The organism is Vibrio sp. B7 (genome assembly GCF_963888765.1).
Lineage (GTDB): Bacteria > Pseudomonadota > Gammaproteobacteria > Enterobacterales > Vibrionaceae > Vibrio > Vibrio anguillarum.
On record NZ_CAWPKR010000004.1, the window covers coordinates 86,386 to 103,996 of the forward strand.

Consider the following 17,611-nt stretch of genomic DNA (forward strand, 5'->3'; position numbering starts at 1 on the left):
ATGACGCCGAGTATGTGTTTACAAGATCTCATCGCCCCTTGGCTTGACCTCGATGGCCATTCTATTTCAACGTTGTCGGTGACTCGTTTAGTGCTCGATAGCCGTAAAATATCACCCAATGATACCTTTATTGCAGTGGTCGGCCATGCCATCGACGGAAGGCGGTTTATTGAGAGCGCCACTCAAGCTGGAGCGAATCTGGTATTGGCTCAAGCGTGTGGGCAGCATCCGCATGGCAGTATGACTACCGTCAATGGCGTGTTAGTGATTTACCTTGCTGATCTAAACCAACATCTATCTCAACTGGCATCGCGGCTTTATCGTTCGAAGACCAATACGTTGATTGGGGTTACGGGAACTAACGGTAAAACCACCATTACTCAATTAATCGCGCAGTGGATTGACTTGTTAGGCGAGAAAGCGGCGGTGCTGGGGACGACGGGGAATGGTTTTCTTAACCATTTACAGCCTGCCGCCAATACCACAGGTAATGCCATTGAGGCCCAAGAAACACTCTATCAATTAGCGCAGCAGGGCGCTCGCTATACCGCTCTGGAAGTCTCTTCGCACGGATTAGTTCAAGGGCGAGTTCAAGCATTGAAGTTCGCTGTGGGCGTGTTTTCTAACTTAAGCCGCGATCATCTCGATTATCATGGCACCATGGAAGAGTACGCCAAAGCAAAGCTCTCCTTATTTACCGCTCATCACTGCCAATACGCTGTCATTAATGCCGACGATGCGGTGGGGGCGAGTTGGTTAGCACAGCTGAAAGCACCGATTGCCGTCTCTTTAAAGCAGCAACCGCAATGCGCTAAAGCGCTGTGGGCGAGCTCGGTCTCTTACCGTGATAATGGTATTTCATTAACCTTCGACGGCTACTATGGTCAAGGTGAATTGAGCGTGCCGTTGATTGGCGAATTTAACGCCAGCAATCTTCTACTCGCGTTTACCACTATGCTGACTTTAGGTTTTGATAAACAAGCCTTGATGACAACGGCTTCTCAACTGCAGCCGGTCTTAGGGCGAATGGAGCTCTTTCAAGCGCCAAATCGTGCGAAGATCGTCGTCGATTATGCACACACGCCTGATGCTTTGGAAAAAGCACTATTAGCACTTCGCGTTCATTGCCAAGGTCAGCTATGGGCGATTTTTGGTTGTGGTGGCGACCGTGATAAAGGCAAACGCCCGATGATGGCCGAAATTGCAGAGCGCTGCGCCGATAAGGTCATTTTGACCGACGATAACCCTCGTAGCGAAAAACCGGCAGACATTGTGCAAGATATGGTGGCAGGGCTTGAGTTTACAAGTCGCGCACACGTTGAACACAATCGTTACGCTGCCGTGCAATACGCCCTGCAACATGCTGATCAGCAAGACATCATTTTATTGGCAGGCAAAGGGCATGAAGATTATCAAGTGATGGCCCATCAAACTATTCACTATTCGGATCGCGAAACGGCGCAAACCTTACTGGAGATAAGTGCATGATAGAAGTCTCTTTACAGCAATTGACGCACGTTTTGCAGGCACAATTGGTTGGTTGTGATGTCACCGTGTCTGAGGTCTCGACCGACACGCGTCAAATCAAACCCGGTGCGCTCTTTGTTGCCTTGGTCGGGGATAAATTTGATGCTCATGAGTTTGCTGCACAAGCGGTTGCGTCTGGTGCAAAGGCGTTATTGGTTCAGCGCCCCTTGGCAGTTTCGGTTCCTCAACTGGTGGTCACCGACACCAAACAGGCGTTAGGCCAGCTTGGCGCTTGGGTTCACCAACAGTGTCAAACACCGACCGCTGCGATTACAGGCAGTTGTGGTAAAACCACAGTCAAAGAAATGGTGGCAAATATTTTATCAGCCAAAGGGCGCGTGCTCTTTACTGCTGGCAATTTTAATAATGATATCGGCGTGCCGCTCACTCTGCTTCGCTCTGATCTTAATGATGCGTATGCGGTGATTGAGTTAGGGGCGAACCATATTGGTGAAATTGCTTATACCACCTCTTTAGTGAAGCCGGATGTCGCATTAGTGAACAATGTTGCCGCGGCGCATCTGGAAGGTTTTGGCTCAATTGAGGGCGTAAAACAGGCGAAAGGTGAAATTTATCAAGGCCTTGCTTCAGGTTCGACAGCCATTATTAATTTAGAAAGCCACGGTGGTGAGCGGTGGAGCGCTATTTTAGCGGACAAAACCGTTAAAACCTTTTCTAGCCGTCAAATGGCAGATTTTTACGCCCGTGGTATTAGGCTTAATGAACAAGGTGAAGCCCAGTTTGAAATGATCACACCCGTCGGTCATATTGATATTGGGCTCAATATTGTGGGTGAACATAACGTTTCCAATGCGTTGGCGGCGGCGGCATTAGCCATTGAGTTGGGGGCGAATCTTGAAGAGGTGCAGTACGGACTTGCGCATCTAGCTCAGGTGAAAGGGCGTGTTGATGTCACCCAATTGAGCTCGACTGTGAAACTGATTGATGACAGTTACAATGCCAGTGTTCCAGCAATGAAAGCGGCGGTTGATCTACTTAACACTTTCTCTGCAAGGCGTTGGTTAATTTTAGGTAATATGGCTGAGTTGGGCGATGAAAGCCTTGCACTTCATCGTCAAGTCGGTGAACATGCTGCACCATTCCAGTTTGACTATGTCCTTACTTACGGTCGCGATGCAAAAGTGATCAGTGACCTATGCCATGGCCTCCATTTTGAAAGCCATGCGGACATGATTGCTTATATCGAGCAGCAATTATCACAATTCGATCAAGAGTCTCATACCTTACTTGTCAAAGGTGCAAACAGTGCGGGTATGAGTAAAATTGTGGCTGCTCTCAAGGAGAAATACTCATGATTATTTGGCTCGCGGATCTACTCCAGCCATACTTCTCTTTTTTTCGTCTGTTCGAATATCTCTCATTTCGGGCCATCGTCAGTATTTTAACCGCACTTGCTCTGTCGTTATGGATGGGGCCGCGCTTGATTAAACGTTTGCAACTACTGCAAATTGGTCAAGTAGTGCGGAACGACGGCCCAGAATCACATTTTAGTAAGCGCGGTACGCCAACCATGGGCGGAGTGATGATCCTCGCCTCTATCATTATTACCGTACTGCTGTGGACTGATCTCTCAAACCCTTACGTGTGGGCTGTACTCGCGGTGCTGCTTGGTTATGGCGTCGTCGGTTTTGTGGATGATTATCGCAAAGTGGTGCGTAAAAATAGTGATGGATTGATCGCACGCTGGAAATACTTTTGGCAGTCGGCCATTGCGTTAATAGTGGCGTTTGCTCTCTATGCACATGGCAACGATACCGCAGCTACTCAGCTTGTGGTGCCTTTCTTTAAAGATGTGATGCCGCAACTGGGCTTGCTCTACATTGTGCTGACCTATTTTGTCATCGTCGGAACCAGTAACGCGGTGAACTTAACCGATGGTCTGGATGGTTTAGCCATCATGCCGACTGTTTTGGTTGCTGCTGGTTTTGCTGTGATTGCATGGGCAACTGGGAACGTCAATTTCGCCAGTTATCTGCATATTCCTTATGTTCCTTATGCCTCAGAGTTGGTGGTGGTGTGTACTGCAATTGTGGGGGCCGGTTTAGGTTTTCTGTGGTTCAACACTTATCCTGCGCAAGTCTTTATGGGCGATGTGGGTTCACTCGCTTTAGGCGGTGCACTCGGTACAATTGCAGTGTTGGTTCGTCAAGAGTTTGTGTTAGTGATCATGGGCGGCGTGTTTGTGATGGAAACCTTGTCGGTGATTTTACAAGTCGGTTCCTACAAATTGCGTGGTCAACGTATTTTCCGGATGGCCCCTATCCATCACCACTATGAATTGAAAGGTTGGCCAGAACCACGCGTGATCGTCCGTTTTTGGATTATCTCAATTGTGTTGGTGTTAGTGGGTTTGGCTACACTAAAAGTGCGCTAGTGATAGAGCAAAACGGTGTTGAATGGAATGAAGATGGATCGTTGGCAAACTGTTAATAATGTGGTGGTCGTGGGGCTGGGTATGACGGGTCTCTCGGTGGTTAACTACCTTTTGAGCTTAGATCGCTCGCTCACGATTAAGGTGATCGACACACGGGAAAACCCGCCAGGTCGAGAGCATTTAAGCTCGCAAGTTGAGCTACATTGTGGTGGCTGGAACCAAGCTTGGCTATTTGACGCTGACCTGATTGTTACTAATCCGGGTATTGCTTTAGCTACGCCAGAGATTCAACAGGCGTTAGCACGACATATTCCCGTGGTGGGCGATATTGAGCTCTTTGCTTGGCAGGTGGATAAGCCTGTTATCGCTATCACAGGAGCCAACGGCAAGAGCACTGTGACGGATTTAACCGGAGTACTTGCTAAAGCTGCTGGGGTTAAGGTTGCCGTTGGCGGCAATATTGGTGTGCCTGCTTTAGATCTACTTCAGCAAGAGGCCGATCTTTATGTGCTGGAGCTCTCAAGCTTCCAGCTGGAAACGACCTCAAGTTTAAAACTCGTCTCTGCTGCCTTTCTCAATCTGACTGAAGATCATATGGATCGCTACGATGGTATGGAATCGTATCGCCAAGCTAAATTGCGCATTTTTAAGTATGCGCAAGCGGCGGTCGTGAACGCCGATGATAGCCAGACGGAACCTCCCTCATTTTCAGGTCACATCGCACGTTTTTCCGTTGAACATGACGCGGACTATTGCACGCAAATGATTGATGGCAAATCGTTCTTAGTGGCGAAAGGCACGCCATTGTTGGCAAGCGAGGAACTCAGCTTAGTGGGACGACACAATAGTGCCAACGTGCTCACTGTGCTCGCACTGCTCGATTTGGCGGGTGTTGATTACTCATCTGCGCTTGATGCATTGAAATCTTACCGCGGGCTGACACATCGTTGTCAGGTTGTTGCTGATAATCACGGCGTAAAATGGGTCAATGACTCGAAAGCGACCAATGTCGCAAGCACTCAAGCGGCGTTGTCGGGGTTAAATTGCCAAGGGACTTTGTATCTGCTTGTGGGGGGCGTTGGCAAGGGCGCTGATTTCTCGCCATTAGCACCGATACTAAAAACATTGAACGTAAAACTGTGCTGTTTTGGCGTTGACGGTGGGCAATTCATGCCACTGCATCCATCGGCTCAGTTTTATTCATCGATGGAAGAGATTATCGTATCGATCAAACCGCAGCTGCGTCGTGGTGATATGGTGATGCTTTCGCCTGCTTGTGCCAGTTTTGATCAGTTTAAAAACTTTATGGCCAGAGGTGACGCCTTTGCCGAGCTTGCGCAGCGTTACGCTTAATCAACAGGAAATTGCATTTTGTCCTTTTCAAGCCTCATCAAAATGACTCGTCAATGGTTTCAGAGCCAAGCGCCTGAAGCCTTGTTTGATCGTCAATTGGTATGGATTGCTTTAGGTTTGATGCTGACTGGGCTTGTGATGGTGACATCGGCTTCGTTTCCTATCAGTTCGCGTTTAACGGATCAACCGTTTCACTTTATGTTTCGTCACGCCATTTTCTTGATGCTGGCTATCGTGACATCGAGTGTGGTGTTGCAAGTGCCAATGAAACGTTGGATGCAATACAGCTCGGTGCTACTTGGCGTCTCTTTTATGCTGCTGATTGTGGTTTTGCTCGCGGGCAAATCGGTCAATGGTGCCTCGCGTTGGATCCCTTTGGGGTTATTTAACCTGCAACCTGCGGAGGTCGCGAAACTGTCACTGTTTATTTTCATGGCTGGTTACTTAGTTCGTAAACAAGATGAAGTGAGGCAAACCTTTTTTGGTGGTTTCATGAAACCGATTATGGTGTTTGGAACCTTGGCTATCTTGCTACTTGGTCAGCCAGATTTGGGAACCGTGGTTGTGATGCTGGTGACTCTGTTTGGTATGCTGTTTATTGCTGGGGCCAAACTGTCACAATTTATTGCGCTCATGGTGGCTGGAATTGTTGCGGTAATCGCACTGATTGCGGCAGAGCCTTACCGTATTCGCCGTGTAACTTCATTTCTTGACCCATGGGAAGACCCGTTTGGCAGCGGTTATCAATTGACTCAATCTTTGATGGCCTTTGGTCGTGGAGAGTGGTTTGGTCAAGGGCTTGGTAACTCGATTCAAAAGCTAGAGTACTTACCTGAAGCGCACACTGATTTCGTATTTGCGGTGCTGGCTGAAGAGCTCGGTTTTGTTGGCGTTGTACTGGTTCTATTGCTGATTTTTAGTCTGGTGCTTAAAGCGGTGTTTATCGGTAAAAAAGCCTTTGAGCATGATCAGCAATTTGGTGGCTATTTGGCCTTTGGTATTGGAATTTGGTTTGCATTCCAAACACTCGTCAATGTGGGTGCTGCAGCGGGTATGGTGCCGACTAAGGGCCTAACGCTGCCCTTGATCAGTTACGGCGGTTCAAGCTTAATTATTATGTCGGTTGCGGTGTCGATCTTATTGAGAATTGATCATGAGTGTCGACTCAAAGATCGCAATCGAGTGTCTATAGAAAAAGAATCCAATGATAAACAATAAACGTTTAATGGTTATGGCTGGTGGCACGGGGGGACATGTTTTTCCCGGTCTCGCTGTGGCTAAACAGCTCCAACAGCAAGGTTGGCAGATCCGCTGGCTAGGGACTGCGGATCGGATGGAAGCAGAATTAGTGCCTAAACATGGTATTGAGATCGACTTTATTCAGGTCAAAGGTTTACGTGGCCAAGGCATAGGGCGTTTGCTGAAAGCGCCTTTTCAAATTGTGAACGCGATTTTTCAAGCGCGTCGTTATTTGAAGCAGTGGCAACCTGATGCGGTGCTCGGCATGGGCGGATACGTCAGTGGCCCCGGTGGCGTGGCAGCGTGGTCTATGGGAATTCCCGTTGTGCTTCACGAGCAAAATGCCGTAGCAGGGTTAACCAACCGTTGGCTTTCGAAAATTGCCAAACGCGTATTTCAAGCCTTCCCCGGTGCCTTTACTGAGGCACAAGTCGTAGGTAACCCTGTACGTCAAGATGTCGCTACATTACCCGCACCGCAAGTACGCTTTGCTGAGCGAAATGAACCGATCCGCATTCTCGTGATGGGCGGCAGCCAAGGTGCGCAGATTCTCAATCAAACTTTGCCTGATGTGCTAGCTATGCTTGGCGATAATTACCAAGTTTGCCATCAAGCAGGCAAGAATAATCAACAGTCGGTTGAGCAAGCTTATCGCGCGCTTCAGATCAAAAATGCACACGTTACTGAGTTCATTGAGGATGTGGCTGGCGCTTATGCGTGGGCTGATTTACTGGTGTGCCGCTCGGGAGCATTAACGGTTTCTGAAGTGGCAGCGGCCGGTGTTGGCGCTATATTTATCCCTTTTATGCATAAAGACCGACAGCAAGCGCTTAACGCGGATCACTTAGTCGCTTGTGGTGCGGCCAAAATGATTGAACAGCCGCAGCTCACAGTAGAAAAACTAGCGCAAGAGATTGCTTCACTTGAGCGTCATGATCTGCTGTTGATGGCGCAACAAGCGCGTGCAGCCGCACAACTGGATGCTGATAAAGTCGTTGCCGACGCTATCATCGCACTTACCCAATAACGAGAAATTTTTCATGACCATTAAACATACTCAAGATTTAGCTCAAATCCGTGCCATGGTGCCAGAGATGCGCCGCGTCAAGTGTATTCACTTTGTCGGTATTGGTGGGGCGGGAATGAGCGGAATTGCAGAAGTATTGCTCAATGAAGGCTACCAAATTACTGGCTCTGATCTCGCTTCCAACCCTGTGACTGAAAGATTGGCAAGTAAAGGGGCTATCATTTATATCGGTCATCAAGCCACTAATATTGAACTCGCCAGCGTGGTGGTAGTCTCTACTGCAATCGATGAGCTAAATCCTGAACTGAAAGCGGCGCGTGAGCGACGCATTCCTATTGTTCGTCGTGCAGAAATGTTGGCGGAATTAATGCGTTTTCGTCATGGCATTGCGGTGGCTGGTACGCATGGTAAAACAACGACTACGGCATTGGTTACGCAAATTTATTCTGAGGCTGGTTTAGATCCCACGTTTGTTAATGGCGGGTTAGTCAAAAGCGCTGGCACCAATGCGCGTTTGGGTTCAAGTCGGATTTTGATTGCTGAAGCTGACGAAAGTGATGCTTCATTCCTTCATCTTCAGCCTATGGTTAGTATCGTGACCAACATCGAAGCTGATCACATGGATACGTATGGCGGTGATTTTGAAACGCTCAAACAGACCTTCATCGATTTCTTACACAACCTGCCATTTTATGGTCAGGCGATATTATGTATTGATGATCCTGTTGTGCGTGAAATCATCCCACGTATCAGCCGTCAAGTGATCACCTACGGTTTTGCCGATGATGCAGATGTCAGGATTGAGAATTACCATCAGCAGGGGCAACAAGGCCAGTTTACGGTCGTCAGACAGGGACGAGCCAATCTGGATATCACGCTTAATATTCCAGGTCGTCATAATGCGCTTAATGCCTCCGCGGCTATTGCAGTGGCAACGGAAGACGACATCAGCGATGAAGCGATTTTAAAAGCGATGGCTAGCACCCAAGGTACGGGACGTCGTTTTGATCATCTGGGCGAGTTTGATACGGGCAATGGAGTTGCGATGCTCGTCGATGATTATGGTCATCATCCGACTGAGGTGGGCGTGACTATTAAGGCGGCGCGTAGTGGCTGGCAAGAAAAACGGCTAGTGATGATTTTCCAACCCCATCGCTACAGTCGAACTCGCGATCTGTATGATGATTTTGCCAATGTACTGGAGCAAGTCGATGTGCTGATCATGCTCGATGTCTATGCCGCAGGAGAAAAGCCGATTGCGGGAGCCGATGGTCGATCGTTGTGCCGAACGATACGCAGTCGCGGTAAAATTGATCCTATTTTTGTTCCCGACAGCACCATACTGCCTTCGATTCTGGCTAATGTATTACAAGATGGTGACCTCGTGCTGACGCAAGGTGCTGGGGATATCGGCAAGGTAGCGAAACATTTAGCGGGACTCGAACTGAATATCAGTAAAATGCAACAGGTTTAATTTAAATGGCTTATTTGTGTATCAATATTGAATAACATGGTATCCAGTCCAGATTTATTACTTTCAATGTTTGATACTTTCAGCGACCTCAGTATAATCCGGAGGTTAAAGTCAGTGCTTTTACCTCTATTGTGAACCAAATAGGGCATGCGATTGCGATTTAGAAACAGGAACATCAGGCTTTGTTAATGAATGTGTTCGATGAAAGCCGAGCTGTGTCCCGTTCGCCACTCATAAAAGATCACGCCGCTGGCGCTATTTTTTTATTTGTGGTGTTGTTGCTGATAAGTTCACTCATTTATTCAACACTCAGTTGGATGTGGGACGAACAGAGGCTACCGCTTTCAAAAATTGTTCTACAAGGTGACTTGCAATACGTATCTTCGCTAGATGTGCAGCGCGCTTTTGCTCAGTTGGATCATATCGGTACTTTCATGTCGCAAGATATTAACGTACTTCAATCGAGTGTACAGGTCATCCCGTGGGTGGCCCATGCATCGATTCGTAAACAATGGCCTGACACAATAAAAGTGTTTCTGACAGAGTATAGAGCGGTAGCGATTTGGAATGGCAACGCTTTGTTAGACGGATATGGCACGGTATTTAATGGTGATATTGGTCAATTGAACGGCGATAGAGTGAAACTTTATGGCCCGCAAGGAACCAGTCACGAAGTACTGGATGTTTGGAATAAAACGAACCCTAAGTTTCAATCATTAAACTTAAATATATCGTCACTGTTACTCAACGATCGTCGAGCGTGGCAAATAATTTTAGATAATGGCATCCGCTTAGAGTTAGGTAAAGAATCACTAGATGAGCGAGTTGCACGTTTTATTTCGCTGTATAAGAATTTAGGTAATAAAGCTGAACAAGTTAGCTATATCGATCTTAGATATGATACAGGAGCCGCAGTAGGTTGGTTCCCTGAACAAGAAGCACAAGAGAGTAAAAATGACTAAGACCGCTGATGACAACATTATTGTTGGTCTTGATATAGGCACAGCCACCGTGTCAGCTTTAGTCGGTGAAATACTGCCTGACGGTCAAATTAATATTATTGGCGCTGGTACGAGCCCATCCCGTGGGATGGATAAAGGGGGAGTTAATGATCTTGAATCGGTCGTTAAGTCTGTCCAAAGAGCGGTTGACCAAGCAGAATTAATGGCGGAATGCCAAATTAGTAATGTGTTTCTCTCTCTATCTGGGCGACATATTGCGAGCCGTATTGAAAAAGGCATGGGAACTATTTCAGATGAAGAAGTTTCTCAAGAAGATATGGATCGAGCGATTCATACCGCCAAATCAATAAAAATTGGGGAAGAGCAAAGAATATTGCACGTCATTCCTCAAGAATTTACGATTGATTACCAAGAGGGAATTAAAAACCCGCTTGGTTTATCAGGTGTGCGCATGGAAGTGAGCGTGCATCTTATTTCTTGTCATAATGATATGGCGAGAAATATTATCAAAGCGGTAGAACGCTGTGGTTTAAAAGTTGAACAACTGGTTTACTCTGGTTTAGCGGCAAGTAATGCAGTTATTACGGAAGATGAGCGAGAGTTAGGTGTGTGCGTGATTGATATAGGCGCAGGCACTATGGATGTTGCTATCTGGACCGGTGGTGCGTTACGACATACTGAAGTGTTTTCTTATGCAGGAAACGCAGTAACCAGTGATATTGCTTTTGCGTTTGGCACACCAGTCAGTGATGCTGAAGAGATTAAAGTAAAATATGGCTGTGCGCTGAGTGAATTGGTAAGCAAGGATGATACCGTTAACGTCCCAAGTGTAGGAGGAAGACCTTCGCGAAGTTTGCAAAGACAAACCTTGTCGGAAGTGATTGAACCTCGCTACACTGAATTAATGGGATTAGTTAACCAAACTATAGATACTGTCCAAGACAAATTGCGCAAAAATGGTATTAAACACCATTTAGCGGCTGGTGTTGTTTTAACTGGCGGCGCTGCGCAAATTGAAGGTTTGGTTGAGTGTGCGGAACGCGTTTTCCGCAATCAAGTTCGCGTAGGCAAGCCTTTAGAGGTGAGTGGCCTTACAGATTATGTAAAAGAGCCGTATCATTCTACGGCGGTTGGTTTACTTCATTATGCGAAAGAGAGCCAAATTAATGACGACACGGAATACAGCGAACCGAAACGCCAATCCATGTCGAGCTTAATTGGTCGTTTGCGTAACTGGATACAAAAAGAGTTTTAACCTGAGTTGCAGGGAAAACGGAGATAACACATGTTTGAACCGATGATGGAAATGTCTGACGATGCTGTAATTAAAGTCGTTGGAGTTGGTGGTGGTGGCGGTAACGCTGTTGAACACATGGTGCGTGAGTCCATCGAAGGCGTGGAATTCATCAGTGTCAATACCGATGCGCAAGCACTTCGTAAAACAAGCGTAAGTAGCGTCATTCAAATTGGTGGTGATATCACTAAAGGTTTGGGTGCTGGTGCAAACCCGCAAGTTGGACGTGATGCAGCTCTAGAAGACAGAGAAAGAATTAAAGAAGTTCTGATGGGTGCCGATATGGTGTTTATCGCAGCTGGTATGGGCGGTGGTACAGGTACAGGTGCTGCTCCTGTTATTGCAGAAGTTGCCAAAGAACTGGGTATCTTAACCGTAGCGGTTGTCACTAAACCTTTCAGTTTTGAAGGAAAAAAGCGTTTGGCATTTGCTGAGCAAGGTATTGAAGAGTTGTCAAAACACGTTGACTCTTTGATTACCATTCCTAATGAAAAACTACTGAAAGTGTTAGGTCGTGGTATTACCTTACTTGAAGCATTTGCGAGTGCGAATGATGTACTTAAAAATGCAGTGCAAGGTATTGCAGAGCTAATTACACGCCCAGGCATGATTAACGTGGACTTTGCTGACGTACGTACTGTGATGTCAGAAATGGGCCACGCGATGATGGGTAGCGGAGTAGCTCGCGGCGAAGATCGTGCTGAAGAAGCGGCAGAGATGGCAATTTCTAGCCCTCTTTTGGAAGATATTGATCTTGCAGGCGCTCGTGGCGTGTTGGTCAATATTACTGCTGGTTTGGATATGCGACTAGACGAATTCGAAACCGTCGGTAATACTGTTAAGGCGTTTGCGTCTGACAATGCGACAGTTGTCATCGGTACTTCGTTAGATCCTGATATGGCAGACGAAATTCGCGTGACTGTCGTTGCAACGGGTATTGGCAATGAGAAAAAGCCAGACATTACTTTAGTTGCAGGCGGTAAAGCCAAAGTCGCACCAGCAGTTCAACCACAAATGGTTCAACAAGCAGCGAAAATCGAAGAAAAAACGGCACAGCCTTTGCAGGAAAGAGCAGAAGTGAAACCGCAATCAGCATCGTCGTCAACTGTTTCATCTTCTTCCGGTGCAAGCCAAAATACGGCACCGAAAGCTGATAAGGAAAATGGATATCTTGATATCCCAGCATTTTTACGTCGTCAGGCTGATTAACAATTAGACATAATTTGACACTGTTCAAAATTATGGTAGCATTCGCGGTCGGTGCTTTACCGACCGTGTTTTGTCGCACTGACATAGAGGCAAGTAGATGATCAGACAACGAACTCTGAAAGAAATAGTGAAAACAACTGGGGTGGGCTTACACTCTGGTCGTAAAGTCACATTAACGCTTCGCCCTGCTGCTGCAAACACTGGGATCATTTACCGCCGTACTGATGTCAATCCTCCAGTAGACTTCCCTGCGGATCCTGAATCTGTTCGCGATACCATGCTATGTACTGCTTTGGTCAACGATGAAGGTATTCGTATATCTACTGTTGAGCACTTAAATGCAGCATTAGCGGGCATGGGAATCGACAACGTTATCATCGAAGTTGACGCACCTGAAATTCCTATTATGGATGGTAGTGCTAGCCCATTTGTTTACTTGCTACAACAAGCGGGCATTCAAACGCTGAATACACCAAAACGTTTTATTCGAATTAAGAAACCAGTTCGATTTGAAGATGGTGATAAGTGGGCAGAACTTGTACCTCATAACGGTTTTCGTATGGATTTTGAGATTGACTTTCAACATCCTGCTATCGATTCTGATGAACAACGCATGGTGTTTGATTTTTCCTCGCAAGGTTTCGTCAAAGAAATTTCAAGAGCTCGTACTTTTGGTTTCATGCGTGACATTGAGTACCTACAATCGCAAAACCTCTGTTTAGGTGGTAGCTTTGATTGCGCCATCGTATTAGATGAATACCGTATTCTCAATGAAGAAGGTTTGCGTTTTGCCAATGAGTTTGTCACTCATAAAGTATTGGATGCCATTGGTGACTTGTACATGTGTGGTCATTCCATTGTGGGTGAGTTCCGTGCTTATAAATCAGGCCATGGTTTGAATAACCAGCTACTGCGTGCGGTCTTAGCCGACCAAGAGGCGTGGGAATGGGCTACTTTTGAAGAAGAAGTTGGCTCTCCAGTGGCGTTTGCTGAACCAAATATGGTTCTCGCTTAATCGCAATTTTTAAATAAAAAGGCCAGACAGTTGTCTGGCCTTTTTATTTGTACTAATTCATTGATGACGCTTATTTGGGCCTAGCCAATTTCGCCAAATTTTCCAAACGTTTTTTGACTTTGGGGGAAGCGCTACTTGCCACCATCAATAATGCTTGCGCCGTATTTTCAGATAGTGGTGGGCGAGCGACCGTTTCTTTTTCTTCTTTCATACCACGATTACGATAGAGCGCTGGGTTTATCTTGAGCTCAATGCTGATCAATTTGGCAAATCCTTGGTTGCGTAACTGATTCAAAATGTGTAATCGGTCATAATCAAGCTTCATTTTTATTGATGCACTGGCCACTTCAACGATTAAGTGACCACCGCGCACATTAGCGGCTCGGACATGATCGGCCGTTCCTTTAGGAAGCAACTTATTGAGCACTTTATTTAAAGCGAGGATCTCGGTGGCATGTTGCTGTATTTTCTTTAGAGATGAATCGCTGATCAGCTCTTTCGTTAACGTGGGACGGTGATCGCGCATGGTGTCTCCCTCTTAAGTTGCCATTCAATTCTATTGTGGTGCCTATGATGCGTATAGTAATAAATCCATTTTATTGCTTAAACAGTGCTCAAAAAGCGTAAAAATATTAAGTGTGCTTCAAACAAATAGTTTTGCTATTGGTTGTTGCCGCAAAAATTCCTTACACTATGCGTTACATAATTATTTAATACCTTGAAAATAAACCTCACCGTCACAATATCTGTGATACATGATTTATCTCAGTATCCTTAGTTTAAAACTGGTAGAGACTGACGGCATTAAGAGTAGATCGAAAACGATCTAATAAAGAGAGATTCCTGACACATGATAACTAAGCTACTGACAAAGGTTATTGGCAGTCGCAATGACAGAACGCTGCGCCGCCTTAAAAAAATTGTCAAAGAGATCAACAGCTACGAGCCTACTTTTGAAGCACTAACTGATGAAGAATTAAAAGCCAAAACGGTTGAGTTTCGTCAACGTTTAGAGCAAGGTGAAACCTTAGACCAATTACTTCCTGAAGCATTTGCCACCGTGCGTGAAGCGTCCAAGCGCGTATATGGTATGCGTCACTTCGACGTACAGTTGATCGGCGGTATGGTTCTCAACGCGGGTCAAATCGCAGAAATGCGCACTGGTGAAGGTAAAACGTTAACCGCGACTTTGCCTGCGTATCTCAATGCCTTGCCTGGCAAAGGCGTGCACATTGTTACTGTAAACGATTATCTTGCTAAACGTGACGCAGAAACAAACCGCCCACTGTTTGAATTTTTAGGCATGACGGTCGGTATTAACGTACCCAATATGCCACCACAAGAGAAAAAACTTTCTTATCAAGCCGACATTCTTTACGGAACCAATAACGAGTTTGGTTTCGATTACTTACGCGACAACATGGCTTTCCGTAAAGAAGATCGTGTACAGCGTGAACGTTTCTTTGCCGTAGTCGATGAAGTAGACTCGATTCTTATTGATGAAGCGCGAACGCCGTTGATCATCTCAGGTCCTGCAGAAGATAGTTCTGAGTTGTACATCCGCATTAATACCCTCATTCCACTTCTGCAAAAGCAAGATAAAGAAGATTCTGAAGAGTATCGTGGTGATGGTCACTACACGGTTGACGAAAAATCAAAACAAGTTCATTTGACTGAAACGGGTCAAGAATTTGTTGAAGAGTTAATGGTGAAAAATGGTTTGATGGAAGAGGGCGATACTCTTTATTCACCCACGAACATTAGCTTACTTCACCACGTCAATGCCGCATTGCGTGCGCATGTGTTATTTGAGAAAAACGTTGATTACATCGTGACAGAAGAGGGCGAAGTGGTCATCGTTGATGAGCACACTGGCCGCACTATGCCAGGTCGTCGTTGGTCTGAAGGTTTACACCAAGCTGTCGAGGCGAAAGAAGGTGTTAAAATCCAAAACGAGAACCAGACTCTTGCGTCGATCACCTTCCAAAACTATTTCCGTTTATACGAAAAACTTTCTGGTATGACGGGCACTGCCGATACCGAAGCGTTCGAATTCCAATCGATTTACGGTTTGGAAACCGTGGTGATCCCAACCAATAAACCTATGGTTCGTGATGATATGCCTGATGTGGTGTATCGCACTGAAGCTGAAAAATTTGCGGCGATCATTGAAGACATCAAAGCGCGTGTTGCGAAAGGTCAGCCAACGCTAGTCGGTACGGTTTCGATTGAGAAATCTGAACTACTTTCTAATGCGTTGAAGCAAGCTAAAGTGAAACATAACGTGCTTAACGCGAAATTCCATGAAAAAGAAGCAGAAATTGTAGCGCAAGCGGGTATTCCGGGCGCGGTGACGATTGCGACTAACATGGCTGGTCGTGGTACTGATATTGTATTGGGCGGCAGCTGGCAGGCACAAATTGAGCAGCTAGAGAATCCAACACAAGAACAGATCGATGAGATCAAAGCGAAGTGGAAAGAGGTTCATAACCAAGTGTTAGCCGCTGGTGGTCTGCACATTATTGGTACTGAACGCCACGAATCTCGTCGTATCGATAACCAGTTACGTGGTCGTTCTGGTCGTCAAGGGGATGCGGGTTCTTCACGTTTCTATCTATCGATGGAAGATTCACTGCTGCGTATCTTCACCTCAGATCGTATGGCAAGCCTTATCCAAAGTGGTATGGATGAAGGTGAAGCGATCGAAAGTAAGATGCTTTCTCGCTCGATTGAAAAAGCACAACGTAAAGTCGAAGGACGTAACTTTGATATTCGTAAACAGCTTCTTGAATACGATGATGTTGCGAACGATCAACGTAAAGTAGTTTATGAGCTGCGTGATGAGCTCATGGAAGCAGACGATATCAGCGAAATGATTGAGCAGAATCGTCAAGATGTTCTGACTTCCGTTATTGACGAATACATTCCGCCACAATCACTTGAGGATATGTGGGATGTTAAAGGATTGGAAGATCGTTTGAAAAACGATTTTGATTTAGAGCTGCCATTACAGCAATGGCTAGATGCTGATGATAAATTGTACGAAGAAGCGCTGCGCGAACGTATTCTTGAACAAGCGGTTAGTGTGTATCGTGAAAAAGAGAAAGCAGTTGGGGCTTCTGTTCTGCGTAATTTTGAAAAATCGGTCATGCTACAAACTCTGGATACCTTGTGGAAAGAGCATCTAGCGGCGATGGATCATTTGCGCCAAGGCATCCACCTACGTGGCTACGCGCAGAAAAACCCAAAACAAGAGTACAAGCGTGAGTCATTTGAGCTGTTTGAAGAACTACTGAATTCTTTAAAAACCGATGTGATTACTATCTTGTCGAAGGTGCGCGTACAACAGCAAGAAGAAGTTGAACGTATGGAAGCACAGCGTCAAGCGCAAGCGGAAGAAGCCGCGCGTCGCCAACAGTTCCAGCACCAAAGTGCCGACAGTTCGGTTGCAGATGAAGCTTCTGAAGATCAAGGGCACCAGCCTATGGTTCGTGAAGAGCGTAAAGTTGGTCGTAATGAGCCTTGCCCTTGTGGTAGCGGTAAAAAGTACAAACAGTGCCACGGACAGATCAACTAATCCCTTGAATGATCACCCCAAGAGTCGCTTAGGCGACTCTTTTTTTAACTCAATATTTCTCATCTTTCTTTTCTAGGTTGGGAAGTCGGCGAATCGGAGTCTTTATGAAACGTGTTCATATTGTTGCGGCTATTATCTTCAATAGCGATAAATCAGAAATTTACATTACCAAACGACCAGATCATCTTCACAAAGGCGGTTTTTGGGAGTTCCCTGGCGGCAAAGTTGAAGCGGGAGAAACGATTGAACAAGCCATTTTCCGCGAGCTAGATGAAGAGATTGGTATTCATATTACTGAGCAATCTCCTTACCAATACCTTGAGTTTGACTATTCAGACAAGTCCTTAACTTTTGATTTTATTTGCGTGACACAATTTGATCATCAGCCGTATGGTAAAGAAGGGCAGCAAGGAGAATGGGTAGCGGTTTCTGAGTTGGCAAACTATTCATTTCCTGAAGCCAATGCGCCCATCGTCGAGCGCGTCATGAAAGAGTTTGCCTAAGTCGCTAGCCACCACAAGCAAATGTTGATAGTTTAC

14 protein-coding genes are annotated in these 17,611 nt (G+C 46.1%); 13 read left to right on the forward strand and 1 reads right to left on the reverse strand.

All coding sequences use genetic code 11. The features are described 5' to 3' along the window. The 11 genes from murE (at position 1) to lpxC (ending at position 13,495) form a co-directional block, all read left to right on the forward strand. Positions 1 to 1,488, forward strand: coding sequence for a UDP-N-acetylmuramoyl-L-alanyl-D-glutamate--2,6-diaminopimelate ligase (gene murE / locus AACV32_RS02825; protein WP_170895623.1), 1,488 nt, complete (start codon positions 1 to 3; stop codon positions 1,486 to 1,488). Further along, positions 1,485 to 2,843 carry a UDP-N-acetylmuramoyl-tripeptide--D-alanyl-D-alanine ligase gene (locus AACV32_RS02830; protein ID WP_170895624.1) on the forward strand — a complete coding sequence of 453 codons (1,359 nt, stop codon included), beginning with the start codon at positions 1,485 to 1,487 and terminating at the stop codon, positions 2,841 to 2,843. The genes murE and AACV32_RS02830 overlap by 4 nt, the downstream gene beginning before the upstream one ends. Then, a complete protein-coding gene (gene mraY, locus AACV32_RS02835; RefSeq protein ID WP_017046513.1) occupies positions 2,840 to 3,922 on the forward strand; it encodes a phospho-N-acetylmuramoyl-pentapeptide-transferase in 1,083 nt (360 codons plus the stop codon). Before AACV32_RS02830 ends, mraY begins: the two co-directional genes overlap by 4 nt. Positions 3,923 to 3,937: 15 nt before the next feature. Further along, complete coding sequence (gene murD, locus AACV32_RS02840) at positions 3,938 to 5,275, forward strand: UDP-N-acetylmuramoyl-L-alanine--D-glutamate ligase (RefSeq protein WP_373568411.1); 1,338 nt, start codon at positions 3,938 to 3,940, stop codon at positions 5,273 to 5,275. A gap of 42 nt (positions 5,276 to 5,317) precedes the next feature. Beyond that, complete coding sequence (ftsW, locus tag AACV32_RS02845; RefSeq protein WP_038148764.1) at positions 5,318 to 6,493, forward strand: cell division protein FtsW; 1,176 nt, start codon at positions 5,318 to 5,320, stop codon at positions 6,491 to 6,493. Then, positions 6,480 to 7,541: an undecaprenyldiphospho-muramoylpentapeptide beta-N-acetylglucosaminyltransferase gene (gene murG / locus AACV32_RS02850; RefSeq protein WP_170895626.1), complete on the forward strand. Its 1,062-nt coding sequence runs from the start codon at positions 6,480 to 6,482 to the stop codon at positions 7,539 to 7,541. The genes ftsW and murG overlap by 14 nt, the downstream gene beginning before the upstream one ends. Before the next feature lie 13 nt (positions 7,542 to 7,554). Next, positions 7,555 to 9,015: a UDP-N-acetylmuramate--L-alanine ligase gene (murC, locus tag AACV32_RS02855; protein ID WP_013856083.1), complete on the forward strand. Its 1,461-nt coding sequence runs from the start codon at positions 7,555 to 7,557 to the stop codon at positions 9,013 to 9,015. A gap of 188 nt (positions 9,016 to 9,203) precedes the next feature. After that, entirely contained in the window at positions 9,204 to 9,977 is a 774-nt protein-coding gene (locus AACV32_RS02860; protein WP_088718004.1) for a cell division protein FtsQ/DivIB, read from the forward strand. Next, positions 9,970 to 11,232: a cell division protein FtsA gene (gene ftsA, locus AACV32_RS02865; RefSeq protein WP_010317995.1), complete on the forward strand. Its 1,263-nt coding sequence runs from the start codon at positions 9,970 to 9,972 to the stop codon at positions 11,230 to 11,232. The genes AACV32_RS02860 and ftsA overlap by 8 nt, the downstream gene beginning before the upstream one ends. 30 nt (positions 11,233 to 11,262) lie before the next feature. After that, positions 11,263 to 12,480 carry a cell division protein FtsZ gene (gene ftsZ / locus AACV32_RS02870; RefSeq protein WP_017042647.1) on the forward strand — a complete coding sequence of 406 codons (1,218 nt, stop codon included), beginning with the start codon at positions 11,263 to 11,265 and terminating at the stop codon, positions 12,478 to 12,480. Between the two features lie 97 nt (positions 12,481 to 12,577). Beyond that, positions 12,578 to 13,495 (forward strand): UDP-3-O-acyl-N-acetylglucosamine deacetylase, encoded by a 918-nt coding sequence (gene lpxC, locus AACV32_RS02875; RefSeq protein ID WP_010317993.1) that lies wholly within the window; start codon positions 12,578 to 12,580, stop codon positions 13,493 to 13,495. A 70-nt stretch (positions 13,496 to 13,565) separates the two neighbouring features. On the opposite strand, the gene AACV32_RS02880 is transcribed toward lpxC, so the two are convergent. Beyond that, positions 13,566 to 14,021, reverse strand: a complete 456-nt coding sequence (locus tag AACV32_RS02880) for a DUF721 domain-containing protein (protein WP_017046518.1) — start codon at positions 14,019 to 14,021, stop codon at positions 13,566 to 13,568. A gap of 324 nt (positions 14,022 to 14,345) precedes the next feature. On the opposite strand from AACV32_RS02880, the gene secA reads away from it, so the two are divergent. Both secA and mutT read left to right on the forward strand, forming a co-directional pair. Then, positions 14,346 to 17,072 (forward strand): preprotein translocase subunit SecA, encoded by a 2,727-nt coding sequence (secA, locus tag AACV32_RS02885; protein ID WP_013856087.1) that lies wholly within the window; start codon positions 14,346 to 14,348, stop codon positions 17,070 to 17,072. 104 nt (positions 17,073 to 17,176) lie between these two features. Further along, complete coding sequence (gene mutT, locus AACV32_RS02890; RefSeq protein WP_026027953.1) at positions 17,177 to 17,575, forward strand: 8-oxo-dGTP diphosphatase MutT; 399 nt, start codon at positions 17,177 to 17,179, stop codon at positions 17,573 to 17,575. Positions 17,576 to 17,611: the final 36 nt, after the last annotated feature.

Bases quoted from the DNA above. Each gene is read 5' to 3' on its own strand.
- murE (WP_170895623.1), top strand. From the start codon at position 1: ATGACGCCGAGTATGTGTTTACAAGATCTCATCGCCCCTTGGCTTGAC.
- AACV32_RS02830 (WP_170895624.1), top strand. From the start codon at position 1,485: ATGATAGAAGTCTCTTTACAGCAATTGACGCACGTTTTGCAGGCACAA.
- mraY (WP_017046513.1), top strand. From the start codon at position 2,840: ATGATTATTTGGCTCGCGGATCTACTCCAGCCATACTTCTCTTTTTTT.
- ftsW (WP_038148764.1), top strand. From the start codon at position 5,318: ATGACTCGTCAATGGTTTCAGAGCCAAGCGCCTGAAGCCTTGTTTGAT.
- murG (WP_170895626.1), top strand. From the start codon at position 6,480: ATGATAAACAATAAACGTTTAATGGTTATGGCTGGTGGCACGGGGGGA.
- murC (WP_013856083.1), top strand. From the start codon at position 7,555: ATGACCATTAAACATACTCAAGATTTAGCTCAAATCCGTGCCATGGTG.
- AACV32_RS02860 (WP_088718004.1), top strand. From the start codon at position 9,204: ATGAATGTGTTCGATGAAAGCCGAGCTGTGTCCCGTTCGCCACTCATA.
- ftsA (WP_010317995.1), top strand. From the start codon at position 9,970: ATGACTAAGACCGCTGATGACAACATTATTGTTGGTCTTGATATAGGC.
- ftsZ (WP_017042647.1), top strand. From the start codon at position 11,263: ATGTTTGAACCGATGATGGAAATGTCTGACGATGCTGTAATTAAAGTC.
- lpxC (WP_010317993.1), top strand. From the start codon at position 12,578: ATGATCAGACAACGAACTCTGAAAGAAATAGTGAAAACAACTGGGGTG.
- AACV32_RS02880 (WP_017046518.1), bottom strand. From the start codon at position 14,021: ATGCGCGATCACCGTCCCACGTTAACGAAAGAGCTGATCAGCGATTCA.
- secA (WP_013856087.1), top strand. From the start codon at position 14,346: ATGATAACTAAGCTACTGACAAAGGTTATTGGCAGTCGCAATGACAGA.
- mutT (WP_026027953.1), top strand. From the start codon at position 17,177: ATGAAACGTGTTCATATTGTTGCGGCTATTATCTTCAATAGCGATAAA.